This window comes from Faecalibacterium sp. Marseille-Q4164, from assembly GCF_017377545.1.
Taxonomy (GTDB): domain Bacteria; phylum Bacillota; class Clostridia; order Oscillospirales; family Ruminococcaceae; genus Faecalibacterium; species Faecalibacterium duncaniae.
Genome location: NZ_JAFREJ010000011.1, coordinates 50,406 through 76,154 on the forward strand (window position 1 = coordinate 50,406; position 25,749 = coordinate 76,154).

Genomic DNA, 25,749 nt, shown 5'->3' on the forward strand with positions numbered 1-25,749 from the left:
AGAGGCTCCCCCTTTGGGGGAGCTGGCGCGAAGCGCCTGAGAGGGCGAGGACGCTGACAGTGAGGAAATTGCTATGAGTAAATATCTCTCTCCGAAACTTGAAACAGTCACCCCCTACACCCCAGGGGAGCAGCCGCAGGACCAGCAATACATCAAGCTGAACACCAACGAAAGCCCCTATCTGCCCAGCCCGGCGGTGGTGGCGGCGGTGAGCGAGCACGAGGTGGAAAAGCTCCGTCTCTACTCCGACCCCGTCTGCACCGACCTGCTGAAAACGGCGGCGGCGCACTTTGGCCTGCAGCCGGATCAGATCATGCCCGGCAACGGCAGTGACGAGAACCTTTTCTTCGCCCTGCGGGCCTTCTGCGACGAGACCCACCCGCTGGCCTATGCCGACATCACCTATGGCTGTTACAGCGTCTGGTGCGGGCTGATGCATATCCCCAGCCATATCATCCCGCTGAAGGAGGATTTCACCCTTGACCCCGCCGATTACTACGGCCTGAACGAGACCATCGTCATCGCCAACCCCAACGCCCCCACCGGCTTGGCCCTGCCCCGCAGTGCCATCGAGGGCATCCTGAAAGCGAACCCTGACAATGTGGTCATTGTGGATGAGGCCTATGTGGACTTTGGCGGCGAGAGCTGCGTGCCGCTCATTGACCGGTACGACAACCTGCTGGTGGTGCAGACCTTCTCGAAATCCCGCCAGCTGGCCGGTGCGCGGCTGGGCCTTGCCATGGGCAGCGCCAGCCTCATCGCGGACCTGAACCGGGTCAAGTTCAGCCTGAACCCCTATAACATCAACCGCCTGACCTTGAAGGCAGGGCAGGCCGCGCTGGAAGATACCGTTTATTTTGAAAAGACCCGTGCCGCCATCGTGGACACCCGCACATGGACAAAACAGCAGCTGGAAGCCCGGGGCTTTGCGGTGCTGGACAGCCGCTCCAACTTCCTGTTTGCCTCTACACAGAAGAAAAACGGCGGCGAATTGTACCAGAAGTTGAAGAAAAAAGGCGTTCTGGTGCGCCACTTTGATGCCCCACGCATTGAAAACTGGCTGCGCATCACGATCGGCACGCCGGAGCAGATGCAGATCTTCCTGAACACCCTTGACAAAATAATGGAGGAATGACCCATGCGGGAAGTGACACTGGAACGCAACACCAACGAGACCCAGATCGAGCTGACCCTGAATCTGGACGGTGCAGGCCGCTATGAGGTGGACACCGGCTGTGGGTTCCTGAACCACATGCTGGAACTGTTTGCCCGCCATGGCCGGTTTGACCTGGTGCTCACCTGCCACGGGGATGTGGAGGTGGATTACCACCACACGGCTGAGGATATCGGCATTGCACTGGGGCAGGCCTTTGCCCGGGCGCTGGGCGAGATGCGGGGCATCCAGCGGTATGGCAGCTTCTACCTGCCCATGGATGAGGCGCTGGTGCTCTGCGCGGTAGACCTTTCGGGCCGGTGCACCCTGAACTGGGATGTCCACTGCAAGACCGAAAAGGTGGGCGATTTCGATGTGGAATGCGCCTCGGAGTTCTGGCTGGGCTTTGCCCGCAATGTGCCCGCTACGCTCCACTTTGTACAATTTGCAGGGGAAAATACCCACCACATTCTCGAAGCCTGCTTCAAGGGGGCAGGCCACGCGCTGGCTGCGGCAGTCGCCATTGATGCCGCCCACCGGGACGAGATCCCCTCCACGAAAGGACTGCTGGTATGATCGCGATCATCGATTACGGCGTGGGCAACCTGTTCAGCCTGCGCTCCAGCCTGACGCATCTGGGGCTGGAGGCCGTTGTGACCGCCGATGCACAGACCATCCGCAAGGCTGACCGGCTCATCCTGCCGGGGGTGGGGGCCTTTGGCGATGCCATGGACAAGCTCTCGGCTACCGGTCTGGTGCCGGTCATCCGGGAGCAGGCGGCGCAAAAGCCCCTGCTGGGCATCTGCCTGGGAATGCAGCTGCTCTTTGAAAAAAGCTATGAGTACGGTGAGCATGGGGGCCTGGGCTTTGTCAAAGGCGAGGTCTGCCCGCTGGAGCCTGACCTGAAAGACAAAACCCTCAAGGTGCCGCAGATCGGCTGGAACGCCCTGCACATCGTACGGGATGACCCGCTTTTCCGATACATCCGTGAGGGTGAGTATGTCTATTACGTCCACAGCTACTACGGCAAAAATTGTACCGAGAGTACACTTGCTGTCAGCGATTACTCCATCCCCGTGACCGGCGTGGTCAGGGCGGGCAGGGTGTACGGCACCCAGTTCCACCCCGAAAAGAGCGGGGAGACGGGGCTGCGGATCTTGAAGGCGTTCAGTGAGCTGTAGTGGAAAGGCCCTGCTCCGTACAACCTCTCCGTCAATGCTAACGCATTGCCACCTCTCCTAGTAGGAGAGGCCTTGGCAGTCAGGGAAAGTTTCCCGTTTTGCCAAGGGCTCCCATACTAGGGGAGCTGTCGAACGAAGTGAGACTGAGAGGTTGTACGAAGGAAAAGCTAAAATTAGGAGGGAATCTAATATGCAATTGTTTCCCGCAATTGATTTAAGGGACGGCAAAGTTGTCCGCCTGACGCAGGGAGATTACGACCGTATGACCGTTTACGGGGAGGACCCCTGTGCACAGGCCTGGCAGTTTGTGGAGGCCGGGGCCAGGTATCTCCACGTTGTGGATCTGGACGGCGCAAAGGACGGCACCCTTTCCAACTACGGATCCATTGCCGCGCTGGCAGAGCAGGGGGGCTTGTACATCGAGGTGGGCGGCGGCATCCGCACGGAGGAGCGCATTGAAAAATACCTTTCTTTGGGCGTGGATCGCTGCATCCTAGGCAGCGTGGCCGTGACGGATTTTGATTTCACGGCCCGAATGCTGAAGCGCTACGGCGAACGGATCGCCGTGGGGGTGGATGCCAAAGATGGATTTGTTGCCATCCATGGGTGGAAGGAGGTCAGCGCCGAAAAGGGCGTGGACTTCTGCAGGCGGCTGGCAGATGCCGGATGCACGGCCATCATCTACACCGACATTGCCTGTGATGGTGCCATGCAGGGCACGAATCTGGCGCTGTACCGCCAGCTGGCGGCAGAGGTGCCGGGCGTGGCCTTCACGGCCAGCGGCGGCATCTCGTCGGAAGCCGAGCTGTTGGAACTGAAAAAGATGGGCACCGCTGCCGCGATCCTGGGCAAAAGCCTGTATGCCGGGGCGCTGAATCTGAAACGTTGTGTAGAACTGGTGCAGAATGAAACGGAGGGGAACGAAAATGATCACAAAACGCATCATTCCCTGTCTGGATGTCCGGAATGGCCGGGTGGTCAAGGGTACGAACTTTGAGGGCATCCGGGATGTGGCCGACCCGGTGGAGATGGCCCGGATGTACAACGCCGCCGGTGCCGACGAGCTGGTGTTCTACGATATCACCGCCAGCTTTGAGGGCCGTGCTCTGTTCACCGATATCCTGACCCGGGTGGCAAGCGAGATCTTCATCCCGCTGACCGTAGGCGGCGGCATCAACACGCTGGAGGATTTTGACCGGGTGCTGAAATGCGGTGCCGATAAGGTCAGCGTCAACTCGGGCGCTCTGCGGGACCCCGGCCTCATCCCGGCGGCGGCTCAGAAATACGGCGATCAGTGCGTGGTGCTCTCGGCGGACGTGAAGCGGGTGAACGGCCAGTTCCGGGTGTTCGCCAAGGGCGGGCGCGAGGATACCGGCCGGGACGCGCTGGACTGGATCAGCTGGTGCGTGGCGCATGGCGCGGGGGAGATCTGCCTGAACAGCATTGACACCGATGGTGTCCGCACCGGCTTCGATCTCGAGATGCTGGACGCGGTCGCTGCCCGGGTGAATGTGCCCATCATCGCCAGCGGCGGCGCGGGCAAAAAGGAAGATTTCCTTGAGCTGTTCCACCACAAGGGCATCGACGCGGGCCTTGCGGCGGGCATTTTCCACCAGAAACTGCTGACCATCCACGATCTGAAAACCTATCTGAATGAAAATGGTGTCGAAATGCGGCTGTAAGCTCTTGCGTTTCGGGCAACTTTAGGATAAACTGTAAGTATCCCCTTTGGGGAGGGAGTATGGACCATGGAACTGAAATTTGATGAAAAGGGCCTCATTCCTGCCATCGTGCAGGATCACTACACCAAAGAGGTGCTCACCCTTGCCTACATGAACGCCGAGACGCTGGCACTGACCATTGCCGAGGGGCGTACGGTGTTCTGGAGCCGGAGCCGTCAGGAGATCTGGCGCAAGGGCGATACCAGCGGCAATGTCCAGCATGTGGTGTCCATCACTGCAGACTGCGACAAGGACGCACTGGTGGTGGAGGTGGTCAAGGACGGCCCTGCCTGCCATACCGGTGCCGAGAGCTGCTTCTTCAACGAAGTGTATGTCTCGCCGGAGCTCAAACAGTTCAGCTGGCAGGGGCTTTACGAACTCATCCAGGGCCGCAGGGATCATCCCCAGGAAGGCAGCTACACTACCTACCTGTTCGAGAAGGGCAAGGAGAAGATCCTGAAAAAGGTGGGCGAGGAGTGCACCGAGGTCATCATTGCGGGAGAAAAAGAGGACAAGGCCGAGACCATCTATGAGATCAGCGACCTGGCATACCATGTGCTGGTGCTGATGGTGCAGGCAGGCATCACGGTGGAAGAGATCACCCGTGAGCTGGAAAAACGACACGTCATTGACCACAAGGTCAAACAGGAAAGGATGCAGTGATTTAGTTATGGCAGATTATAAGAAGTCCAGTGTTCATTGCCACTCGACGATGTGCGATGGCAAAAATACCTTGCAGGAAATGGCCAGTGCCGCCTGTGCACAGGGCCTGACGACCCTGGGCTTCTCCGGCCATAGCTATACGCAGCGGGACCGCGAGTACTGCATGAGCCCCAGCCGCACCGCCCAGTACAAGGCCACCATTGCAAAGCTCAAGGCAGAGTACAAGGGCAAGGTGGACATCCTCTGCGGCATCGAGTGGGACAGCCTGAGCGAGGACAAGCCCGAGAACTACGATTACTGGATCGGTGCAGCCCATCACCTGTACGGCAAGAACACAGGCAAGTACTACGAGATCGACTTCCGCCCGCAGGATCTGCACGACTGCATTTTTGATGATTTCGACGGTGACCCGCTGGCCGCGGTGGAGGCCTACTTTGCAGAGGTGGAGAAGGTTGCCGCCAAGGGACCGGACATTCTGGCCCACATCGACCTCATCAAGAAGCTGAACGGCGAGGGTGAGTTCTTTGATGAAGAGGCTCCCCGCTACCGGGCCGCTGCCCTCAAAGCCCTGAGCGCAGCCAAAGAGCACAACTGCCTGCTGGAAGTGAACACCGGCGGCGTTTACCGCGGCTACCGCAAGGACTTCTACCCCAGTGCATGGATGCTGGAGGAGTGGAACAAGATGGGCGGCAAGGTCATCATCACCTCCGACTCCCACGATGTTTCCAGCCTGACCTTCGGCTTTGAGGAAGCTGCCGCCGCCATCAAGGCAGCCGGCTTCACCAGCGTGGAGGTGCTGACCGGCCACGGCTTTGAGACCCAGGAGCTGTAAAAGAAAAATAAAGCACAACCCTCTCCGTTTTTGCTGCGCAATGCCGGGGAGGGTTGTTTTCCGTAAACTGTGAGGAACCTTATGACCCAAACTGCGAAAAAATCCCCCTTCAGCATGAATGTGGACCTGATGCACGGGCCCATTTTCAAAAACCTGCTGCTGTTCATGCTGCCCATCTTCATCTCCAGCCTGTTCCAGCAGCTCTATAACACCGTGGACACCATGATCGTGGGCAATGTGCTGGGCGATACCGCCCTTGCCGCCATTGGCTCCTGCGGCTCGATCTACGAGCTTCTGGTCGGTTTTGGCCTCGGCATCGGCAACGGCCTTGCAATCGTTGCAGCGCGCTCCTACGGGGCGCAGGATCACGATCTGCTCAAAAAGACCGTGGCAGGCTCACTGGTCATCGGTCTGGTGGCTTCCCTCTGCATTACGCTGGCAGGTGTGCTGGGCCTGCACCCGCTGCTCCTCATGCTGGACACCCCGGCGGAGATCCTGGACGATGCGTACCGCTACATTTTGACCATCGATCTGGGCGTGCTGGTCATGTTTGCCTATAACCTCTGCGCGGGCCTGCTGCGCGCCATTGGCAACAGCGTGATGCCGCTGGTGTTCCTGCTCATCTCCTCGGGCCTGAATGTGGTGCTGGATCTCCTGTTCATTGCAAGGATGGGCATGGGGGTGCAGGGAGCGGCTGTGGCAACGGTCATCTCGCAGGGCGTTTCGGTGGTGCTCTGCATCCTGTACATCTTCCTCAGAGTGAAGATCCTGCTTCCGGAAAAACAGCATTTCAGGGTGGGCAGCCACCTTTACTGGGAGCTGTTCAGCCAGAGCATCTCCATGGGCCTGATGAGCAGCATCGTCTCGGCTGGCTCGGTGGTGCTGCAATATGGCATCAACGGTCTGGGCACGCTGGTCATCGCCGGTCACACCGCCGCCCGGAAGCTGTTCTCCTTTACCACCATGCCAGTCATGGCCATGGCATCGGCATGCTCCACGTTTGTTTCCCAGAACTGCGGCGCAAACCAGCCGGAGCGTGTCCGCAAGGGCATGAAGGAGATCGCCCTGTACAGCGTGGTGGTGGCCGTGCTGGCGATCTTTCTGATGCAGCTGGGCGCAGAGTGGATGGTGCGGCTCATCTCCGGCTCCAGCGAGTCTGTGGTGCTGGAAAACGGCGCACGGTATCTGCTCTGGAACGCGCCCTTCTACTCGGTGCTGGGTGTTCTGCTGGCCACCCGCTACGCCCTGCAGAGCCTGGGGCAGAAGGTCCTGCCCCTCTTCTCCAGTGTCATCGAGCTGGTGGGCAAGGTGGTATTCGTGCTCTTCTTCATCCCGAAGTTTGCCTATAACGCCGTCATCCTCTGTGAGCCCATCATCTGGTGCTTTATGGCGGCGTACCTCGTGCTGGTCTACCTGCACGACCCGTTTGTGTTCCCGAAAAAAACAGAATAAGGAAAAGACCCGGCTGCCGATGACAGCCGGGTCTTTGTGTCTGCAGGAAGTGGATGAAACGGATGGGGCAATGGGGCTTACAGTGCCGAATAGCCGAAGCTGTTGACCAGTGCATCGATATGCTGGCCCGCCTTGCACATGGGGCACTCGCGGGAATCGAAGCTGGCGTAATCGGGCAGGTTGGAGGGGTCAAAAATAGAGGTGACCGGGATGCCCAGGCACTCGGTGGCGGTGGCGAAGATGGCGCTCAGGCCTGCCACAGTGCCGCCGTAGTAGTTGATCGCCTCGATCGCAGCCTGCACGGTGTAGCCAGTGGTGATGGAAGCAGCCAGGATCAGCACATGCTTGCCCTTGACCATGGGGGCCAGATTGTCGCGCAGGATGATCTGGCTGCCGGTGGTGTACTCCGGGGTGATGACATAGATGGTCTGGTGGGCATTCATGTTGGCAAAGCCGTCCTTGGTCAGCTCGTTGGCAAGGCAGGTGCCGATGACCTGTGTGCCGTCCAGGCAGAGAACGGTATCCACGATGGTGTTGTGCTGGTAGGCAGCCACCAGCTCTTTTGCCACGGCCTTTGCCTCGGAAAGGCGGGACTTCTGGGTGGTGACATCGATATAGTAATTGATGTGGCTGTGGCTGGTTGCGAAATGGCCCTTTGCCACACGCAGGAACAGATTGCTCTTGTTGGTGGGAAGCTTTACCATGTTGATCATAACTGCAACACTCCTGTTCTGTCAAACTATAAGGCCCATTGGCCTTTTTCAGGCGGAAACACAAACAGCGCGGCGGCCCCTGCCGCTGCGCTCCCATTCTTTTCCATGAACCTATGGTATCAGAAAATGCAGGTGTGCACAAGATACAGAATTGCTGAAAATTTAAAGAAAAATTGAGATACTTTGCCAATGCGACGGCGCAAAAAAGCCGCCCGGCTTTCCCGGACGGCTTGGGATGTACGTTGGGGAGATTACTTGGTGGTAGTGGAACTGGAGCCGGTCTCTTCAGCAGGAACAGCCAAGCGCCAGTTCATGGAGTATTCTGCGTACTGCAGATCGGGGCAATAAGTAAGAATAACCTTATCTCCTGCCTTCAAAGCATCAACAGTGGCCTTGACCTTACCGGTGGCAGTATCGTTATTCTTCAGATTGGTTCTGAACAGGCCATCCAGAGTGACGTTATAAGTCTTAGCGTTCTTACCGTCCTTATCAGTGACAGTAATCATAAAATTGTTGACATTGATGGGCAGATTGTTAGTACGGCCAACAGTGATTGCAAAAGGAAGCTCAATAGAAGTATCACCAACGGAAAGCTCAGGTGCAACATACTTATTAGAGTTTTCGTCATTGGTACCCATAACAGCCTTGACCTGCAGAACAGTGATGGAACCGGCACCATCGCAGTACAGGTTCTTGGTATCGGTCTGATCACAGCCGGAGAAGAGGCTGGCACCCGCAACGGCCACAGCTGCAACAGCGGAGTATTTCAGGAAAGAGCGGCGAGAAAATGCTAACGACATAATCGTTCCTCCTTATAATGTGCAAAGCGCACGAAAATGCCAAAAGGCTCTGCCTATACAATAGGCGAAACGGGGGCGAATGTCAATGGTTTTCACAAATATTTTGTGAAATTTTCCCACCGCCGCCGTGCAAATCATACGAAATTTCGTCCTGCTTGATCAGGCTTTGGTCAGATCAGAGGCGTTGATGGTAAAGTTCAGGGTCTTGCCGGAAACAAAGGTCGGGGTGTAGGTCACACCGATCTGCTGCCAGGTGGTGGGCACCATGCAGACCAGCTCAATGTAGCCTGCACCCTGCGGGGGAATGGCAGAGGCCGTGGTAAAGCTCTCGGTGGTGCTGTCGTACAGCTGGACATAAGCGCCGCCCTCGGCTGCCTGACCGTCGCAGGTGAAGGAGAAGTCGGTGGTGGAAGCGGACAGAGCGTGGAAGTAACCGGCAGTGTTGGCTGCGACCTGCTCCGGGGTATCCAGAGGATAGGCCTCGCCGATCTCCAGAATGTTCTGTGCGCCGATGGCAAAGGTGTCGCGGCTGGAACGGTTTGCAGAGGTGATCAGCATGGCAATGTACTCATAGCCCTCGGCATCGGGGGCACTTGCCAGAGTAAAGACGCTGGTCAGCTGGACCGCCAGATTGTTCCAGTTGCTGATCTTATCGCCGACCTTGACCTCGATGGAAGAGTTATCGCCGGCCTGGCAGCCGCCCAGCACAGCAGCAGCGCCCAGAGCAGCGGCAGAAGCACCGGTGACCTTGAGGAAGGTGCGGCGGGAAATCTTGTTCGACATAAAGCTTGCCTCCTTAATCAATGGCAGAAATTTTTTTCTTCGCTGATTCGTTTATAGCATTTTTTACCGGAAATTGCAAGGCTCTGGGCACAGAATTAACAGGAGTTTCACACAGAAGCTCACTGGTTGGGGTCCAGGCCGCGCACATGGGTCTCGCTGGTCTTGACCAGATTCAGCAGGCTGGGGGTGTACAGCGGGTATTCCCGGGTCAGGCTCTCGGTGGTCATGGCAAGGCAGGAGGGGTCTTTCACGCCCTCGGCACCGTTCAGGTCCTCACCGGCCAGCAGGTCCTCCACGTTGCTCTCGCTCATCCGCATCACGGCATCGGAGTAGCCGGGCCAGCGGCGGGCCTCCACGCTGAACAGGCTCTGGGCGTTGTGGGGCTCGGCGGAGTAGAGCAGGCGGAACATCTTGGCCACCGCCATCATCAGGTAGGTGCTGACCTCGGTGGTCAGGGCCTTGCTGTGGCACTCGGCGATCTTGGCGTACAGCACGTTCAGGCTGTTGGAGATCAGCTTTTTGTTCATGGTGGGCAGAACGCTGCCATGGTAGACGTTGTCCTTCATCTTATCGGGGTTGGGCAGGTCATCGGCGTTCAGCATCATGCCGTTGCGCTCAGCCGAGCGGCCCAGCAGGTAATCGCAGGACACATTATAGTAATCCGCTACCCGGACAACAAAGTCCAGACCGCACTCGCGGATGCCCTTTTCGTAGTGGGAGAGCAGTGCCTGGGACACCCCAAGGTCCTCCGCGGCCTGCTTCTGGGTGATGCCGCGCTCCTTGCGCAGCAGTTTGATGATACGGTTGAATTCCATGATTTTGGACTCCTCAGTAGTGGAAATTGAACTTCTTTGAATTTTGGTTTACAACATGTTGATTATACACAGTGGAAAACAAAAAGTAAAGCAAGAAAAGTGACGGAAATTCTCGTCGTTTTTCGTCATTTTTGTCAAAAGGCTTGCCCCGGATACCATATCTATGCTAAACTAAAGATAATCAACGCATATTTTGTGGCGCACGGCCCGGGCAGGATGCCCACTGCCGGTGCGAAATTTTACAGCAAAGAGGAACTCTTTGCCAGATAGAGGTGTTTTTCCATGAAAACGTTCAAACTTCATCTCATCCGCCACGGCATGACGGCCGGTAATCTGCAGGGCCTGTACATCGGCAGCGGTACGGACATCCCCCTGTGTGATGAGGGACGCGCCCAGCTGAAGGAGCTGAAGGAGCGGTTCGAGTATCCGCAGGTGGACACGGTGTTCTCCTCCCCGCTGGTGCGCGCTGTGGAGACAGCGAACATTCTGTTCCCCAATGCAGGCCACCAGTTTACAGTGCACGACCTACGGGAAGCGGGCTTTGGCGTGTTTGAGAACCGCCCCGTGAAGGATCTGGTCAAGGAAGAGGATTTCAAAAAGTGGATCACCCCCGGCTCCGGCTTTGTGCCCGAGGGAGCAGAGCCCACCGAGCAGTTCCACGCCCGCTGCGCCGAGACCCTGCTCAAGCTGTTTGAGTATATGATCCGGATGGATGTGACCGAGGCTGCCTGCGTGACCCATGGCGGCGTGATCATGAGTATGCTGAGCCAGCGCGCGCTGCCCTCCCGCCACCCGGAACAGTGGATGGCCGACCCCGGCTGCGGCTATACCGTCCAGACCGACGTGCAGCTCTGGATGCGCGACCGCCTGGTGGAGGCCATTGACATCGTGCCCTTTGGCTACGCCGACACCCTGCGCGGGCAGGCAGAAGCCGAGGAAAACGAGGCATTTGAGTAAGAATCTTTGCCGCGCCGCCCTGAAAATATCCAAAACACGTAAAACCGCGGAAGAACAGGTAAAATTCCGGGCAAATCTCTTGACAGAAAGCCCGGAATTTACTATTGTATAAAGAGAACTTATTTTCCCGTTAGGAGGAATCCCCGATGTCACAATCCCTGTCCCGCCGCTCGTTCCTGAAATATGCCGGTTCCGGCGCAGTCAGTCTGGCTGCTGCCCTGCTCACCGGTGTTTCGGGCGCGGCTCTGGCCCCCTGCTATGAGGGCGAACCTGCTCTGCTGGACGGCAAGGCGGCAGTGGAGCTGCTGGGCTATGCACCGGCCCCGGAGCTGGACAGCACGCTGGTCTATCTGTCGGTGGAGAACCTCTCGGCCCGGCCGCTGGCTGTGGGTGCCAGCTACCTGCAGAGCCGCGGGCTGGACAGCAGGAATGCCCTGTACAGCCTGGGCACCGGCCTGACTGCCCTGTGTGACGGCAGACAGGTGCGGGTGGGCAGCTTTGCAGCTCCCCTCTACGGGGAGAATGCGGCAGATGCCTCTGCCTTTACCCTGAATCTTTCCGCAGGGCGCGGGGCGATGCTCCACTGCTTCTGCGAGACCCCGGCGGACTGGCAGACGCTGGAGCTGATCTATCAGCCTGACTTTGCCGCAGGCCAGACCGTCCATTTTGTGGTGCGCCGGGATGCCGATGAAGTCCATCTGGGCGCGGTGCCTGCCACCCTTGCCGAGGTGGGCAGCGTGGTCGATCTGTAAGAAAGCATAAAAAGAGACGGTTCTGCATTGGATTGCAGGACCGTCTCTTTTGCTTATAACAGGTTTTCCCCGGTGGAATTCTGCACGGTAAGCTCCTGCCCGGTCAGGCTGGACACCAGCGCCAGATAGCTGCGGCCTGCCGTCAGGGTCAGGGGGCGGCCGTTGGAATCATACAGGAAGAAGGTGGTCTCGCTGCCCTGCGTCCAGGTGATGTTCCACAGGTGGCCTTCGTTGAGCCAGACCCCGCCGCCCATGGTCAGATCGTAATCCAGCGTCACACCATCGTCACGCAGGGTGGATGCACTGAACAGAATGAGCAGGTTGTCGAAATCTGCCTGCTGGCCGTTGTTGGCATCCAGCTGCGGTGTGCCGTCTGCGTGGAGCATCCGGTAGGTCTTGCTGTCGGCATCGTAGGAGAAGCCGGTGGCGTTCTGTGCGTCAAACTGGACCCGGACACTCATTGCGTCCGAAGCATCTGCATCGGGCAGCTTGCCGTTTTCCTGCATGGGCAGCAGATTGGGCACGGAGAGGAGGGTTCCGCTCTCGCTGTCGGAGCTGCTGGAAGAGGTGTCCGTGACGCGGGATTCTGTCAGGGCCGGGGAGATGTTCAGGCTGCCCAGCACACCCGAAAGTGCTGCACCGCTGGTATGCCACAGCGGGACATTCTGCCAATTGGTCTCACAGGAAAAGGCATTGGTACCCACCTCCAGTGCGTCTACCGCGCGCAGAGAGTAGTAATCAAGGTAGTTCTGGTCAAACTGTCCGCCGCCCCGCTGCACCGGCAGTACCTGCTGGCCCACCAGCAGCCGCCAGTAGAGGTCCTGCCCGGCAGAGACAGGCCCGACCTGCGGCACGGCCCCCACGGCAGGGTAGACCAGGCAGAGCCGGGTGGCCTGCTGCTGTGCGGTCAGGGCTTCCAGCACCAGCGAGGCTGTGGAAAGCCCCCACTGAGTGGTGCTGGCGGCCGCGTTGTCAATGGTGATGGCGACCGGCCGCTGGCCCGGCCAGACAAGCTCCTGCCCGGTGAGCGGGTCAGTGGGACTTTCGGCGGGCTGGGAGCTGGGGCTGAGCGCACAGCCTGTCAGCAGTGCGGCGCTGAGCGCAAAACAGAGCAAAGCGCGCATCCAAAAGCGTTTCATCGGTTTCCCTCTTCTGCCCCGGAGGGCGGGTGATTTAGTAGCTGAAATTGCTCCACTCATCATTGTCCACCAGTGCCAGATAGGTCTTGCCCCGGTTCAGGGTCATCTCCTCGCCGGTTTCGGTGTAGAGCTTGAGCGGATGGGTGGGATGCGGCTTCTCCCAGCGGCCCACCTGCACGCCGCCCCGTGTGAAGAGGTACGCCTGCCCACCGGCCACATAGTTGACCGACTGGACATCGTGAGAATCGCCCGCATAGGCGGCGATATCGGCAAAGCAGACCACCACGTTGTCAAAGGTCAGCTGCTTTCCGGTCAGCTCGTCCACCGTGTTCTCATAGGCTTTTTTGGAGCGGTTGTACATTTCCAGCTTGTAGCTGCGGCCCCAGCTGTTGTAGGTCAGGCGGGTCCTGTAGCTCTCGGAGTGGGTGATGCTGATGGTTTTGGCCGCAGGGGCACCGGGAAGGTCATTGGAGGCTGCGGTGCGGTAGTCGGCAAAGTGGAAGAAAGGCGTTTCGTTGGCGTAGGTCAGGCCGATGCCGGCATTACCGGCTGCCTGTTTGATCTCCTTGCCGGAGGTGAACTCGGTGTGTTCGTAGGCTACATTGCGGCCGCGGTTGTCACGGTGGGCAACGTGGGGGTGGACCGGCGTGTTGAAGTAACTCTTGCCGCCGATGTTCAGGCCGGAGTAATCGTATACATTGATGAACTGGGTGCAGAAAATGCTCTCGCCATCGTGGTAATAGAGGGCCTGATGGGGCATGAGCAGCTGCAGGAACTGGTCGCGGCCGGAGCGCAGCGGCCCGACCTCCGGGATGGTGTCCGCATCCCGGAACACGGCACACAGGCGGGTGATGCCGCCCTCCACCTTGCTCTCGATGAGCAGGTCTGCCGAGCCGATGCCGCGCTGGGGGCGTGCGTTCTGCCTTTCGGAGTTGGCGATGTTGTTGACCATCACACCCACCATCCGGCCGGTGCTCTTGCGGGCTTCGCCGGTCAGAGGGTCAGCGTCGTAGGCAGGCAGAAGGCTGAACGCAGAGCTTGCGGCTTCGCTGGACGCTGCCGAGGAGGCGGCTGCCTCACCAGCTGCGGCCTCACCGGCTGCGACCACAGAGGATGCAGCGGCCTCAGAAGAAGCAGAAGAGGATGCCGCCGAGCCGCAGAACAGGCTCTTCATCCAGTCGGGCAGGTCACCGCCCAGAATGGCACTGCCGGGGCTTGCAGAGCAGCCGGTGAGCGCCAGCAGCGCCGCCGTCAGCCCGGAATAGCGAAGTACGGACCGTCGAGAAATTTTCATGGAAAAAGCCCTCCTATCGGATCGGCTTGCCCGGCGCGGAAGTGCGCCCGGCAGGTCGGTTGCAGTTTTGTAATGAACTGCTTTGATTGTACTGGTTCTTGCCCGGTTTGTAAAGGGGCAGTTCGTGGCAAAATCTGCCCGATGACAGCTTTGGGAAAGTTTTTTGTGCAGAAAGCTTGCTTTTTGCCCGGGAGTATGGTAATATTATTCGGCAGTATCGTGTTATACTGCGCTTTATAATGTATGCGCTCGTAGCTCAGCCGGTAGAGCATCTGACTTTTAATCAGAGGGCCAGGGATTCGAGTTCCCTCGAGCGCACCAAAGAAAAACCCACGATTAACCGTTGAAAACGCGGTGCAAATCGTGGGTTTTTCTGTTTTACAAGGGGTGCGAAACAGCCAGAATGTGCCTTATTTGTGCCTTACTCTTGAAAAAATGCCTTGCCGTGTGCCTTACGCTGTGCCTTGCTTCTGATGCCCGGCGGTGTGGGCGGGGCGGTTCAGGCTACGAGATTTGCGGGCGGTCTGGGGGTGGCCGCTACACGTGCCGGGCGGTGTCCACCGGGGGCCATAGCAGGGACGGGGGCAACGTGGGCCGGTCTGCCTGCTGGTGTGGGGCGGTCTGATCGTGTGCGTGGTTGCTGCTACTCCCGGCGGGGTCTGCGGTCGGCTTCCAGTGCGGGCCCGCTCTTGTTGGGTGCGGGGCTGTGGTCGTGCTGGTGGTTCTCTCCTTGCCTGATCTGTGGCTGATCTCCCCGGCGGAATATGGATGCAGCGGGCAATGCGGGCGGCGGTCTGGCTGTGTGGTTCTTCCCAATTGTTTCCGCCGGGCGGCGTCCGGCTCCATCATGCAAAAGAAAAAGCCTGTCCTGCTTGATAGTCGGGCGGGCTTTCGTGCTGTCTGGGGGCCTAATCGTGTGGGGCTGCGGGTGCTGCACAGCTTCCAGCGTGGGCGGCTGGGTGTCTGATCTGGGCTGTGTGGGTGTGTGCTGCGTGTGTCCGGGATGCCGCCGGGCGGTCTGATCGTAGGTGTGCGGGTGGTGCTGGGCGTTCTGTTGCCGGTGCTGCGGCGGGGTGTGGTGCTGCTGATCTGTGCATGATTTCCCCCGGCGGGGTACGTTGGCTGCGTGCATCAGAGTGCGGGCCGGGTGCGTGCTGCGGCGCTGCCAGAGCGGGGCGGCTATGTGGGTTTGGGATTCTTCCCAACAAGTTCTTGCAACGCAAGGGGCCGTGTATGTACAGGGCCATTGCTTGCAAGAGCAGCGTATTGTATATACGTCTGCCCTGCTTGCAAGCACTAGGCCCTCTGCAAGAGCACACGACTTTCCGTGAAAGTCTAGTGTGTTACACCTCGCCGCCGGGCGGGGTGTACGTTCTCGGTGTGCTCCCGGGTGTGTCCATCATCCAATTTGTCGGATGCCGTGGGCGGTCTGGCTTTGCTCTGCCGGGGCCGGGTCGCCCTGCTCAAAGTACCGGGCTAGGCTGTCCAGATTCACAAGCCAGCCGCGCCCGGCATTCACATACCGGACTTTGCCGGTCCTGCAAAGCCGCCGGATATAGTGGGGTGACAGTCCGTAAATTTCAGCGGCCTGCTTTACGGTTCCCATGTTCGGGTAGCGGATCGTATTGTTCAAGCAATGCACCTCTTTTTCTGCTGGTCGGTTTGTGTCGTTCTCTGTGTGCCTGCATTAAACCATGGGGCGGGCCATTTTGCAAGAGGGCCGAACGCGGGCGGCGGTGCAGCGGAATGTAGCATTGATGAACGGGAATCCTTACGCCTATTGGGAACAACGTGGAATCTCTTTGCATCTGATGCCATGGGGTGCCGTCCTGTGTCGTGGGGTGCCGTGGCTTGCATCAGGTTTTCCCGGCGGGCTATGGACAGATGGGGCGGCGTTCAGTCGGGCCGAATGTTTGATGAAATTAAATCGTTTTTGTAATGAAAGATTCTTGTGTGTAAAATGTGGAAAGTTTCAGCTTGCAATTGTTCAATATGTCAAATAAAAGTACGCGGAAATATTTTTCTTTGCATAGGTGCATTCAGCAGGCAGGGGGCGGGCTATGCGCGCGCAAATGAAACAGCTTCCGCAAGCCCGAAAAGTTCCATGGAAAAACAACTTGCGAATAGATCAGGGCAAAAGAATGTCACAGGCAAAAGGACAAGGCACACAGCCAGAAAACAGGACGGCGCATACTGTACCCGACATGATTACAAAACACCCGGCGGCAAGCAAGGGACAAAGCGTCATTACATAGTGACAATGCAGAGTATAGGCGGCTCTATTCAGCGGACTATACACACCACCCGGCGGAACAGATAAACAGGGGCAGCACATTCCAATTGGGGCGATATGCACAGCGGCGGCGGATGATTGCCACAGCCTGCCCGATCATATCCAGCGGCTAGGGGTCAACGGCTACAATGTGCGCATGAAAACCATTTCCGCAAGTGTTGAAACCCCGCCAGAAAAACAAACTTGCGAATACAGCAGAGCAAGGACGCAGTACAAGCAAAAAAGCAAGGCGGGAAGCGAGAAAACAGGCGGGGCCTATCGCGCAAGAATGATAACAAAACCATGCAGAACCGGACGTTTGAGCGTAGCTATAGTGTAACGATGTGAGCGTATTGTGCTATTTGATATCATTTTGTTGATTTTCTGCTCAGCATGGCGGTTGCACTATGGGATGATCTTCCCCAAGGCGTTAAGGTACTGGGGCGCTCTTTTGAAAACTATGCGGGTCCAGAAGCGCGAAATAATTTTAGACGGCAGGGATTTTTTTCACTTCCGCAAAAAATGGCCGTGAAAAATCTGCCGGGGGTCAAAAAAGCCGCCTGCCCTCTATAGCTCAGAGGGGCGGCGGCTTTAGATGTCAATTACTTGAACAGCGGCCCAAGGTCATAAGGGCTATAATCAGCAAGAACGTTGAAAGCATCAGAAAATCCACAAGTCTGATTTGCATAGTCCCCATGGTATGCCTTCCAAGGGCTAGTTGCTGTAATTAACAGGGAGTTGGGCGAAACATCCAGCCCGGCGGCAATGCGATTCAGGGTATCAAGATGGATTTTCCCGGCGGCGCGTAATGGCTTAATTTCCGCTGGGTCAAAGCCTGTACGCTGTTGCAGTTCGGATAGTGTACAATCCTGCTCACAAAGCTGCTGCAACAGGTTGAACGGGTCAACACGCAAGCGGGAACGCTGGTGGCCTTTTTTCTTTTTCATAGGATTCCTTTCTGGATGTTGTGAAAACCTATGCTTTGCCCTCTCTCCCCGATTGTGGTATACTATTGGGGGAAGATAGACACGCAAGTTATTTTCCTTTGTTCCTACGGATGGGACTTTCAAAGTAGCATGAGAGAAGCGGGGCAGCTTGTACCATGCGAAACGAAAGCCCTTTTTATTTTTGCGGGTGATTCATTCGCCAGTTGTTGGCGGCGCGGGTAATGACCAAACGCCGGAAGAAAATGATGTGTCCAGCGCTTGCATATTCCTTTTCAATCATATCGTAGTATTCTGCTACAGAGTGCCGCGTGTCCTCTTTTTCTCTGCGGCTTGATGCTGTGCCGGTTCCGGCTCCCGTTGTCATGCTTTCTTCTCCTTTTCGGCGTTCTCCATCATCTTTGCAAGTATTGCGTCAACTTCCGGCGGGATTGTGACCTGTCGGCCTTTCTGTGTCCGTGCCGGGGCAAGATGAATGGTGTTCCGGCGTTCCTGATCGTAATAGTCGCATTCTTCCAGAACGACAGACAAACGGTTGGTGATGCTTTCGCAAAGATGCTGACAGGACTTCAACTGCATTTCCAGTGTAACGCAATTTTCATTCAGCCATTCGCCGGACTCAAGTTCGGCAAGGGTCTTTCTGTGGAAAGGGATATTCAAGATAGATTCGGTATACTGAATCCGGCGCATAGCGTATTCCGTTATTTCGCCCTTTTTCATGAAAAGCTGGTAAGTTGCTTCCGCCCAACGCTCGGCGGCTTTCGCTTCCTCGAGAACAGACTTCAAAAAGTCCGCGTCAACTGTACAGCGTGGCATGATTCTTCACCACTCCTTTTCAAAAATGATTGATGGTAAGTTGCTCTTTGTGGTTACAGCGCGGCAAGTTCGGCTTTCAGGCGTTCCAATTCTTCCCGCTGATCTGCAAGAATGGCGGTGCGGATTCGGGTTTCCTGCTCTGTGCTGGGCTTCCAGTCAAACCCACGCACCTTTACTTCCTCAATGCTGTTCTTCTCGAAGATGGTCAAAAGCTGCTCGATCTTCTGGATTGTGGTGTAAAGGTCAGTTGCGTGTAAAAGTGTTTCTTTTGTCATAATGGTTCTTTCCTTTGGTTTTGTTTGTGCATAGACACACAGAATGATATTTTCATCAGGTGATTTATGTGCATCCAGCAGGCCGGGGCAAAATGCACTTTTATGCGGCCTGCCAGAGTTTGACCATGCTGCCGTCTGCGTTCAGCAACACCCGGCGGGCTTCATCGGTATCAAGGCGGCGGCACTCTACCACACAGGACACCCGGCGGACAGCGGCATAGGCTCGGGCGGTGCGCATGGCCTGCTCAAGCAAGGGCGTTTGGCCTAAAGTCTCGCCGGTGAGTGTATAGAGGGTGTAAATAAACATGGGGCATACTCCTTTCTTTTGGCTGTGAGGTCTGGCCGCTTGCTCTATCGGCGGAGAATCAGCCCGGCGGGGGCTGGGCATATTCCGCCGGGGTGGGCTGTTCTTCCGTTGCTCTGTCCTGTCGAAACGCCTTTTTCAATTCGGCGGTCTCTGTGTCCTCTTGTTGTGTCTGCGGCTGGGCGGCTATTTGCTCTGCTGCCTTTTCAATCTTTGGTATCTGCCGCTTTTTCAACTCTTCCGTTCCAGCGTAGCCGATTCTATTTGTGCCGCTAGGCAGGCTTGAAAAGACTGCCGTTTGCGGCTTTTTCTCATTCCGCGCTTGGCGCGTTCTCCTTTCTCCTTTACCTTCTCTTTTATCTTTCTCCTTTTCTTTATCCTCAGATATATTCTTGAGGGAATCGGAACCAGTGGTTATATCATCATCAAAACCAGTGGTTTTTTGTGGTCTGCCGCCTTTTGACCCATCTGCGTACTTTTTGTTATTGGAATCAATCAAAGGCTTTGCAAACTCCCAACATATTGCGGCATTATGGGGCAAGGAAGTTTCTTGACCGGTGAACGCATACTGCGCAAGTGCGTCATAAAATGCAAGCCTTTCACGAGGTTTTAGCTTACTTCCTCCACTCCAAAACGACCGATAGAACAAAAAACTTTTACGTTCTTCCATGTGTTCCCCCTCAATTCATCAGGGGCACACCCGGCGGACGCTGGGAGCTGCGGGGGTCAGCTCCACCGGGGCAGGGTCGCCCTGCTCGAAGTACCGGGCAAGGCTGTCCAGATTTACAAGCCAGCCGCGCCCGGCATTTACGAACCGAATCTTACCGGCTTTGCACAGGCGGCGGATGTAATAGGGCGATAGGCCGTAAAGCTGGGCGGCTTGTTTGACCGGGGCCATGTTGGGCAAACGGGGATAGCTAATGCACTCGCCCATGGTCAATGCTCCTTTCCATCTTCCAACAGGCTTTCCACAGTCACGCCCAAAGCGGAAGCAACACGGCGAACGGAGTTTGCGTTACAACTTTTTCCGCCACGCAATGCCGTTATAGTGGCGCGGGAAACAGTGGCCCTTTGGGACAGGTCTGCAACGCCCACATCCTGCCGGGCCATTTCAGCGATCAGTTTTACACGGTCGATTCTCATACAATCAAGCTTCCTTTCATATTCATTTGCTTCATTTTAACATAAGCGTTTGAATAAATCAAGCCGAAAGATTATTCTTTTGCTTTTTTTCTTGTGAGAACTGTGTTATACTAAAAAAGAAAGGTGGTGCGGCTGGTGTCAATAGGCGATAACATCCGGACTGTGAGAAAACTTCAAGGGCTGACACAAAAAGAACTTGCAAGGCGATTAGGAATTTCCCCGGTTGGTGTTGCACAATGGGAAAACGGCTTAAGAAACCCAAAACACGAAACCATAAAGCGAATTGCAAGTGCTCTAGGGGTAAGTGTGACAGTATTATACGGACTTCCTGCAAAGGAAACAGCAGATCAACAAGAAGCATTGGAAAAGTTTTTGGATGAATCTGTTGATAATCAAGGTAATATCGACCCGAATAGATTTGCAGATGCAAAATACGGTGATCTCGGAAAGCTGGCGAATATGACAGATGAATTATATCTTAGTAGTCTAAAAGGCTGGACGGATTTTGATTTGCTGAATGTAATAGCCGGGAGCTTTAATGCACTAAATCGGGTTGGAAAAATTGAAGCAGTAAAACGCATTGCAGATTTAGAAACCAATCCACGATACTATAAAATACCGCCATATGATTCGGAAAACTCGCAGGATGCCGCCGGGGACACTCCCAAAGATACACCTCCCAAGAACGACTAAAGCCGTCCATCGGGGCTTATGTGCCGCTGTGAGTGCGGATATAGCCCCATAGAGCGCACACAACGATTGTGACAGGTGAGAACATGGAAGAACTTTATAATCAGCTTGCGACACTGGCCCGGCGGTATGGCGCAAAGCGGCTTGTGCTGTTTGGCTCCCGTGCCCGGGGCGACAACCGGCCCAACAGTGACATTGATTTGGCTGTGTACGGGATGCCAGAGGATAACCGGGCGGAGTTCTGGATGCACTGCGAGGAACTGCCCACGCTGCTGAAATTTGATATTGTGCACATTCAGGACGGCATGGAGCCGGTATTTCTTGCGAACATCGAAAGGGATGGTGTTGAACTGATGGACAAGCTGCATGAAAAATACGACCGCTTTACCGCTGCGGTGGCCCGGCTGCGGGAAGCGCTGGACGATTACAAGAAGTTCCCATTGGATTCTGTACGGGATGGAACCATTCAGCGGTTTGAGTTCTGCACGGAACTGGCATGGAAAACCATGCGGGAATACCTGCTTGACCAAGGCTATACCAACATCAACAGCCCGAAAGAGGTTATCAAACAGGCGTTTGCCTTTGGCATGATAGACGATCAAAAGGCATGGGTGGAGCTGCTGAACGACCGCAATTTGACTTCCCACGTTTACGATGAAGCCACAGCGGCGGCTATCTTTGCACGGATAGAGGGCCAGTATCTGCCCCTGTTCGACAGCGTGACCGCCTACATGAAGGACGAATGAAGCCCGGCGGGATAGCAGAAAGCGGGGTGGACGGATGGCAAAGATAACAAAGCGGATGAAGAAAGACGGCACTTGCTCCTACTGCATCCGGGTCTCCAATGGCTACGACCGGCGGGGCCGTCAAGTGATGGTGAACCGGACGTTTACCCCGCCGCCGGGCATGACCGGGAAGAAGCTGGAAAAGGAATTGCAGCGGCAGGCGGATGCCTTTGAACAGGAAGTGCATGCCGGTGTGCTGCTGGATGCGTCCATGAAGGTGGACGACCTGATAGAACGATGGTTCACCGAGTACGCAGAAAAGAAGCTCAAGCCCAAGACGGTTTACAACTACCGGCGTTTGGTGCCGCGTATTTCCGCCGGGCTGGGGCAACTGAAAGTGTGCCAAGTGAAACCGGCGCACCTGATGGCTTTTTACTCGAACCTAGAGGAACAGGGTGTGCGGGAAGATAGTACCTATACCGCAACGCCTGCCCTGCTGGAACGTCTGCCCCATGGCAAGCGGGGCCAGATCGCCAAGGCAGCAGGCATTGGGGACGATACCATGCGGAACGTGTATCGGGGCGCAAACGTAAGCCAGAGCACAGCCGAAAAGGTTGTCCGGGTGGTGGGGCTTCCCCTCTCCAAGGCGTTCACAGAGCACGTCAAGGACGGCGGAAGGCTCAACGGGAATACGGTGCAGCACTATCACCGGATGCTGTCCAGCGTATTCACAAAGGCTGTGCAGTGGGGTCTTGTACCGGAAAACCCTTGCAAGCGGGCAGAAGCACCCAAGGCCGAAGAGATAGACGTGCAGGCGCTGGAAGAAAAGGACGTTGCCCGGCTGCTGGAAGCCTTACAGGATGCACCGGCGCAGTTCAGTGTTATCACACAGCTTGCCTTGTTCACCGGTGCCCGGCGGAGTGAGATTTGCGGGCTGCGCTGGTGTGATGTGGATTTGGACGCGGGTACACTGTCCATTGAGCGGAACGTGCAGTACATCCCGGGCAAGGGCACTGTATTCACCACGCCCAAAACAAAACGCTCCCGGCGGTGCATCAAGATAGGCCCGGAGTGTGTGCAGCTGCTGCGGGAATACCGCCAGCACCAACGGGCGGAACGGCTCAGGATGGGCACGGCATGGGTTCGGCGTGTGGAGATCGCCGGGAAAATGGTGGAGAATGATTTGCTATTCACCAAATGGAACGGTGCACCCATTGACCCCAAGACGGTAACAACGTGGTTCCCGGGCTTCCTCGCTGCCCATGATCTCCCGCCGGTACACTTCCACAGCCTGCGGCACACCAACGCAAGCTTGCTGATAGCCGCCCATGTTCCTGTTACGGCGGTGTCGGGCCGTCTGGGTCACGCCAAGACCAGCACCACAACAGATATCTATGCCGGGTTCATCCGGTCGGCGGACGCTGCTGCATCGGATGCCCTGACAGATGTGTTTACCCGGATTCGGGACGAAAACCACGCATAAAAACAGAGCAGCCCACAGGGGGCGGGGATGATTCCGCCGGGCCTGTGGGCTGCTTTCTCTATGATGGGCTGTGTGTTGTCCTGTTTATCGGATGCAAGGCGCACCGGAATGTGCCTTATTTGTGCCTTATCTGTCGCAAACAATTGGAAATGAATACGCACGAACGCGAATAAAAATGACGATGATTCTATATAAAACGGAACAAACGCAAACGGTCGTTTCCCAATTGGCTCATTCTTTTAATCAGAGGGCCAGGGATTCGAGTTCCCTCGAGCGCACCAAAATCCCACGAAGAATCGTAAGATTCCTCGTGGGATTTTCCATTTTCTGGGGCTCTGCACACTTTTGCACACTTTTTGCACACCGGCGGGAAAGCCGTGTTTTTCCTTGCATTGTCTGCATTCTGTGTATCGTGAGCGTTTTTTCCATACTTTTTTCAGGCGAACAGCAGGCGAGTGAACTCACGCCGCTGCTCGGGGTTCATCTGCCGGACAACTTTCAGCATCCCTTCTGGGGTGATCTGGATGCTGTCCGGCAGATTTTCTTTTACCGGCACAGAGCCGGATTTTGGGGAACCGATGTCCTGCGAGTAGAAGTCTGCTTCCAGCTTCTCAGCCAGCTCCAACCGGGGCTTGTCCTGCGTGTGGGCGTAGGTGTCCATCAGGATGCCGGTGGTGGCGTGACCGGTGTTGCCCTGCACGGCCTTGATGTTCCCGCCGGATTCGATCAACTGGTAAGTGGCACTGGAGTGGCGCAGACCGTGGAACACGATCTTCTCAAACTCCGGGTGCTCTGCACGCCAAGTGCGGTACCATTTAGAAAGGGCTTCCGGGGCAACAGGCATACCGTTGGGCAGGCGGAAGAGCTGGCCACAGTTGCGATATCTGCCATCCATGGCAAGCTCGTCCTGACGGAGCTTTTCCAGCCAAGCCAGCAGTTCCTCTTTCAAGGGTCTCGTCAGATAAAGGGTGCGGCTGGATTTCTTGGTTTTCGGCTTCTTCAGCACCAGTGCGGAGCTGCTGCCCTCACGCTGGTCGGGGAAGATGTGGTAGATCTGATTCGGGTCAGTCTTTTCCAGTGCAGCCTTTTCGGTGCGCTGTAAGCTCCTGCCGACCGTGATGGTCCCACGTCCATCCGCTGCATCGAAGTCGATGTCTCCCGGCTGCAAGCCAAGGATCTCTCCGACACGCAGCGAGAGAATCATGCTCAGATGAACAGCAAGGTGGAGCGTAGGGTCGGTCATGGTCTGCAACGCAGCAAGCATGGTCTTTTCGTCCCAGATGGCACGTTCTTCCGAGGTCGATTTCGGGGCTTCTCTCGGAATCGGTGACTTGAGGAGCAGACCCCACTCAACAGCATAGGAAAAAGCAGTCTTGAGCATGGCGTGGACTTCCCGGATGGAAGCACCCGTCAGAAACTGCCGCTTCTGTTTGTCGGTGAGCGTTTGCTTGACACCCTGCTTATACAGTCCGCGCGGTGTCCGGCTCAGCGTGGCGTAAAACTGTTCGAGGTCATACGTCTGAACCTTCTGAATCTGCTTCTTGCCGAGATAGGGCACGACAAGATTCTGGATCATGGCTACCGTGTGGGTGTAGGTTTTGGGTGCCCACTTGTGCTTGCTGGACTGGATGGGGAGCCACTTGTACAGCATTTCCGCTACCGTCATTGCATCGGGTATGAGGAACGTACCGTCCAAGAGTTCTTTCTCTACCGAGATCTTGCGGTCTTGCGCTTCCTTCTTGGTTTTGAAGCTCTCCCAGCCTTCACAGATCCGGCCAGCATGGTCTTTGTATTTGAAACGAACGGAGTAGGAATCTCCGCGCCTGAGAATAGATGCCATAGATGTTCCCTCCCTCAGACCGCAGCAAACCAATCGTCGAAGCTCTGCTTGCTTACCCGGATGCTGGTACCGAGGCGGATCACCTTGAAGTCTTTCGTGGTGTTGCACAGATTGTACGCAGCACGGTTGGAGATTGCCAACAGTTGGGCAATCTCCTCCACCCGGTAAACAAGCGGGGCGTGTCGGACGGTTTTGCTGGTCTGGTCAGAAGGTTCTACGGCAGGGGTTTCGGACAATTTCATTGTAGGGGATTCGGGCGCGATTTTCAAGTCCTCACGGGTCAGTTTAGCGGAATTTTTGCGGACATTCGTCATAGGCATGTCTCCTTTGCACTTCTCCAGACCCGGCGCAGTTCCGGTTGAGCTGCACCCTGTGGGCCGGTAAATATGTAAGGGCCTGCCGCTCCTGACCCGAAGCAGCAGCCCAAAAAAGTGCGAGAACTTGAATTTACGCGCCCCACGCGCCCCAAACCGCACAAAAGTACCTTCCTGTGTTGATTTTGTAGGGCGCATGGCTGAATTGTATGCGCCCTTTTGGGGCGCATCTTGCCTTCTCTCCCGCCCCGAAGGGCGTGTTGCCGCCCCACATCCGCCCGAAAAGGGTAGATACGCGCCCGGAGAAAACAGCGATAACAAGTCAAAACCACTGCTTTGGGGCGCGTAGGGCGGGAGATTTTCACTTTTCGTGTGTTTTATGCCGCAGCAAAAGCGGGGTGGACGCATACGCCCCGGAAGCCGCGGTACTTTCCCTCGATGTGCTTGGAGAAGGTCAGGCCATACTTCCCTGCATTTTTCAGCAGGAACTGGCTGAACTTCTTTTGCGGAACAGGTGATTCCAGATTATCCTCGCACCACTTGGTGTAGGCGCGGTAGAGATAGGTGGAGCGTTCCTCGGTGTCGGGCTTGAAGCGGACATACGCACTGGCCTGCATGAACTGGGTCAGGTTGTCGCTGTCCGCCATGGCTGCTTCAAGGTTCTGGATGGAGCGCTCGCTGATGGTGA

At 56.5% G+C, this 25,749-nt stretch carries 30 protein-coding genes, 1 tRNA gene and 1 pseudogene; 14 read left to right on the top strand and 18 right to left on the bottom strand.

Features of this window, described 5'->3' with window-relative positions; translation table 11 throughout:
• Nucleotides 1-73: 73 nt before the first annotated feature.
• The 8 genes from hisC to J3352_RS10150 all read left to right on the top strand — a co-directional run bounded on the left by hisC (nucleotide 74) and on the right by J3352_RS10150 (nucleotide 7,002).
• Complete coding sequence (hisC, locus tag J3352_RS10115) at nucleotides 74-1,135, top strand: histidinol-phosphate transaminase (protein WP_156067111.1); 1,062 nt, start codon at nucleotides 74-76, stop codon at nucleotides 1,133-1,135.
• A 3-nt stretch (nucleotides 1,136-1,138) separates the two neighbouring features.
• Entirely contained in the window at nucleotides 1,139-1,729 is a 591-nt protein-coding gene (hisB, locus tag J3352_RS10120) for an imidazoleglycerol-phosphate dehydratase HisB (RefSeq protein WP_005929650.1), read from the top strand.
• Nucleotides 1,726-2,334, top strand: coding sequence for an imidazole glycerol phosphate synthase subunit HisH (hisH, locus tag J3352_RS10125; RefSeq protein WP_005929647.1), 609 nt, complete (start codon nucleotides 1,726-1,728; stop codon nucleotides 2,332-2,334). The genes hisB and hisH overlap by 4 nt, the downstream gene beginning before the upstream one ends.
• A 190-nt stretch (nucleotides 2,335-2,524) precedes the next feature.
• Complete coding sequence (gene hisA / locus J3352_RS10130; RefSeq protein ID WP_242699938.1) at nucleotides 2,525-3,331, top strand: 1-(5-phosphoribosyl)-5-[(5-phosphoribosylamino)methylideneamino]imidazole-4-carboxamide isomerase; 807 nt, start codon at nucleotides 2,525-2,527, stop codon at nucleotides 3,329-3,331.
• Nucleotides 3,261-4,016, top strand: coding sequence for an imidazole glycerol phosphate synthase subunit HisF (gene hisF, locus J3352_RS10135; protein WP_098923415.1), 756 nt, complete (start codon nucleotides 3,261-3,263; stop codon nucleotides 4,014-4,016). Before hisA ends, hisF begins: the two co-directional genes overlap by 71 nt.
• A 66-nt stretch (nucleotides 4,017-4,082) precedes the next feature.
• Nucleotides 4,083-4,718: a bifunctional phosphoribosyl-AMP cyclohydrolase/phosphoribosyl-ATP diphosphatase HisIE gene (gene hisIE, locus J3352_RS10140; protein ID WP_005929638.1), complete on the top strand. Its 636-nt coding sequence runs from the start codon at nucleotides 4,083-4,085 to the stop codon at nucleotides 4,716-4,718.
• A 7-nt stretch (nucleotides 4,719-4,725) separates the two neighbouring features.
• A complete protein-coding gene (locus tag J3352_RS10145; RefSeq protein WP_097772820.1) occupies nucleotides 4,726-5,550 on the top strand; it encodes a histidinol-phosphatase HisJ family protein in 825 nt (274 codons plus the stop codon).
• 81 nt (nucleotides 5,551-5,631) lie between these two features.
• Complete coding sequence (locus J3352_RS10150) at nucleotides 5,632-7,002, top strand: MATE family efflux transporter (RefSeq protein ID WP_156067108.1); 1,371 nt, start codon at nucleotides 5,632-5,634, stop codon at nucleotides 7,000-7,002.
• Nucleotides 7,003-7,079: 77 nt separating this feature from the next.
• Here the strand turns inward: J3352_RS10150 and J3352_RS10155 are convergent, their stop codons facing one another.
• The 4 genes from J3352_RS10155 to J3352_RS10170 all read right to left on the bottom strand — a co-directional run bounded on the left by J3352_RS10155 (nucleotide 7,080) and on the right by J3352_RS10170 (nucleotide 10,113).
• Complete coding sequence (locus J3352_RS10155) at nucleotides 7,080-7,715, bottom strand: hypothetical protein (protein ID WP_005929631.1); 636 nt, start codon at nucleotides 7,713-7,715, stop codon at nucleotides 7,080-7,082.
• A gap of 251 nt (nucleotides 7,716-7,966) precedes the next feature.
• Complete coding sequence (locus tag J3352_RS10160) at nucleotides 7,967-8,515, bottom strand: twin-arginine translocation signal domain-containing protein (protein ID WP_156067106.1); 549 nt, start codon at nucleotides 8,513-8,515, stop codon at nucleotides 7,967-7,969.
• A gap of 159 nt (nucleotides 8,516-8,674) precedes the next feature.
• Entirely contained in the window at nucleotides 8,675-9,298 is a 624-nt protein-coding gene (locus tag J3352_RS10165; protein ID WP_154277385.1) for a twin-arginine translocation signal domain-containing protein, read from the bottom strand.
• 119 nt (nucleotides 9,299-9,417) lie between these two features.
• Complete coding sequence (locus J3352_RS10170; RefSeq protein ID WP_005929618.1) at nucleotides 9,418-10,113, bottom strand: helix-turn-helix domain-containing protein; 696 nt, start codon at nucleotides 10,111-10,113, stop codon at nucleotides 9,418-9,420.
• 282 nt (nucleotides 10,114-10,395) lie between these two features.
• Between J3352_RS10170 and J3352_RS10175 the strand changes: the two genes are divergently transcribed.
• Both J3352_RS10175 and J3352_RS10180 read left to right on the top strand, forming a co-directional pair.
• On the top strand, nucleotides 10,396-11,070 hold the full coding sequence (locus J3352_RS10175) for a histidine phosphatase family protein (RefSeq protein WP_005929611.1): 675 nt from the start codon (nucleotides 10,396-10,398) through the stop codon (nucleotides 11,068-11,070).
• A gap of 146 nt (nucleotides 11,071-11,216) precedes the next feature.
• Complete coding sequence (locus J3352_RS10180; RefSeq protein ID WP_097770080.1) at nucleotides 11,217-11,822, top strand: twin-arginine translocation signal domain-containing protein; 606 nt, start codon at nucleotides 11,217-11,219, stop codon at nucleotides 11,820-11,822.
• Between the two features lie 53 nt (nucleotides 11,823-11,875).
• On the opposite strand, the gene J3352_RS10185 is transcribed toward J3352_RS10180, so the two are convergent.
• The gene (locus J3352_RS10185; RefSeq protein WP_156067103.1) at nucleotides 11,876-12,961 is read right to left on the bottom strand and encodes a DUF3048 C-terminal domain-containing protein; all 1,086 of its coding nucleotides are present in this window, start codon (nucleotides 12,959-12,961) and stop codon (nucleotides 11,876-11,878) included.
• Nucleotides 12,962-12,995: 34 nt separating this feature from the next.
• On the bottom strand, nucleotides 12,996-14,255 hold the full coding sequence (locus J3352_RS10190) for a DUF3048 domain-containing protein (protein WP_156067100.1): 1,260 nt from the start codon (nucleotides 14,253-14,255) through the stop codon (nucleotides 12,996-12,998).
• Nucleotides 14,256-14,500: 245 nt separating this feature from the next.
• Here J3352_RS10190 and J3352_RS10195 point away from each other — a divergent pair.
• Nucleotides 14,501-14,576: transfer RNA gene (locus tag J3352_RS10195), tRNA-Lys, on the top strand.
• Nucleotides 14,577-15,654: 1,078 nt separating this feature from the next.
• On the opposite strand, the gene J3352_RS10200 is transcribed toward J3352_RS10195, so the two are convergent.
• From J3352_RS10200 to J3352_RS10240, 9 genes are all read right to left on the bottom strand, one after another.
• On the bottom strand, nucleotides 15,655-15,888 hold the full coding sequence (locus J3352_RS10200; protein ID WP_035393342.1) for a helix-turn-helix domain-containing protein: 234 nt from the start codon (nucleotides 15,886-15,888) through the stop codon (nucleotides 15,655-15,657).
• A gap of 1,241 nt (nucleotides 15,889-17,129) precedes the next feature.
• Complete coding sequence (locus tag J3352_RS10205) at nucleotides 17,130-17,474, bottom strand: helix-turn-helix transcriptional regulator (protein ID WP_005929574.1); 345 nt, start codon at nucleotides 17,472-17,474, stop codon at nucleotides 17,130-17,132.
• 175 nt (nucleotides 17,475-17,649) lie between these two features.
• Entirely contained in the window at nucleotides 17,650-17,838 is a 189-nt protein-coding gene (locus J3352_RS10210; protein WP_005929571.1) for a hypothetical protein, read from the bottom strand.
• Nucleotides 17,835-18,287 carry a hypothetical protein gene (locus J3352_RS10215; protein WP_005929570.1) on the bottom strand — a complete coding sequence of 151 codons (453 nt, stop codon included), beginning with the start codon at nucleotides 18,285-18,287 and terminating at the stop codon, nucleotides 17,835-17,837. Before J3352_RS10215 ends, J3352_RS10210 begins: the two co-directional genes overlap by 4 nt.
• Before the next feature lie 53 nt (nucleotides 18,288-18,340).
• Complete coding sequence (locus J3352_RS10220) at nucleotides 18,341-18,562, bottom strand: hypothetical protein (RefSeq protein ID WP_005929567.1); 222 nt, start codon at nucleotides 18,560-18,562, stop codon at nucleotides 18,341-18,343.
• 100 nt (nucleotides 18,563-18,662) lie between these two features.
• Complete coding sequence (locus J3352_RS10225) at nucleotides 18,663-18,869, bottom strand: hypothetical protein (RefSeq protein ID WP_005929565.1); 207 nt, start codon at nucleotides 18,867-18,869, stop codon at nucleotides 18,663-18,665.
• A 58-nt stretch (nucleotides 18,870-18,927) separates the two neighbouring features.
• Entirely contained in the window at nucleotides 18,928-19,536 is a 609-nt protein-coding gene (locus tag J3352_RS10230) for a DUF6291 domain-containing protein (protein ID WP_005929562.1), read from the bottom strand.
• 18 nt (nucleotides 19,537-19,554) lie between these two features.
• The gene (locus tag J3352_RS10235) at nucleotides 19,555-19,800 is read right to left on the bottom strand and encodes a helix-turn-helix domain-containing protein (protein WP_005929560.1); all 246 of its coding nucleotides are present in this window, start codon (nucleotides 19,798-19,800) and stop codon (nucleotides 19,555-19,557) included.
• A 2-nt stretch (nucleotides 19,801-19,802) separates the two neighbouring features.
• A complete protein-coding gene (locus J3352_RS10240; protein ID WP_005929558.1) occupies nucleotides 19,803-20,009 on the bottom strand; it encodes a helix-turn-helix transcriptional regulator in 207 nt (68 codons plus the stop codon).
• A gap of 135 nt (nucleotides 20,010-20,144) precedes the next feature.
• On the opposite strand from J3352_RS10240, the gene J3352_RS10245 reads away from it, so the two are divergent.
• The 3 genes from J3352_RS10245 (at nucleotide 20,145) to xerC (J3352_RS10255) (ending at nucleotide 22,907) form a co-directional block, all read left to right on the top strand.
• Nucleotides 20,145-20,702, top strand: coding sequence for a helix-turn-helix domain-containing protein (locus J3352_RS10245; RefSeq protein ID WP_050762765.1), 558 nt, complete (start codon nucleotides 20,145-20,147; stop codon nucleotides 20,700-20,702).
• Between the two features lie 83 nt (nucleotides 20,703-20,785).
• Nucleotides 20,786-21,445 carry an HI0074 family nucleotidyltransferase substrate-binding subunit gene (locus J3352_RS10250; RefSeq protein WP_005929550.1) on the top strand — a complete coding sequence of 220 codons (660 nt, stop codon included), beginning with the start codon at nucleotides 20,786-20,788 and terminating at the stop codon, nucleotides 21,443-21,445.
• A gap of 34 nt (nucleotides 21,446-21,479) precedes the next feature.
• On the top strand, nucleotides 21,480-22,907 hold the full coding sequence (gene xerC, locus J3352_RS10255; protein ID WP_005929548.1) for a tyrosine recombinase XerC: 1,428 nt from the start codon (nucleotides 21,480-21,482) through the stop codon (nucleotides 22,905-22,907).
• A gap of 436 nt (nucleotides 22,908-23,343) precedes the next feature.
• Here the strand turns inward: xerC (J3352_RS10255) and xerC (J3352_RS10260) are convergent, their stop codons facing one another.
• The 3 genes and pseudogenes from xerC (J3352_RS10260) to J3352_RS10270 all read right to left on the bottom strand — a co-directional run.
• The gene (gene xerC, locus J3352_RS10260; protein WP_117530134.1) at nucleotides 23,344-24,747 is read right to left on the bottom strand and encodes a tyrosine recombinase XerC; all 1,404 of its coding nucleotides are present in this window, start codon (nucleotides 24,745-24,747) and stop codon (nucleotides 23,344-23,346) included.
• A 14-nt stretch (nucleotides 24,748-24,761) separates the two neighbouring features.
• Nucleotides 24,762-25,067, bottom strand: a complete 306-nt coding sequence (locus tag J3352_RS10265) for a helix-turn-helix domain-containing protein (RefSeq protein WP_006735272.1) — start codon at nucleotides 25,065-25,067, stop codon at nucleotides 24,762-24,764.
• A gap of 371 nt (nucleotides 25,068-25,438) precedes the next feature.
• Nucleotides 25,439-25,749, bottom strand: a pseudogene (locus tag J3352_RS10270) (DNA primase); the annotation flags it as partial.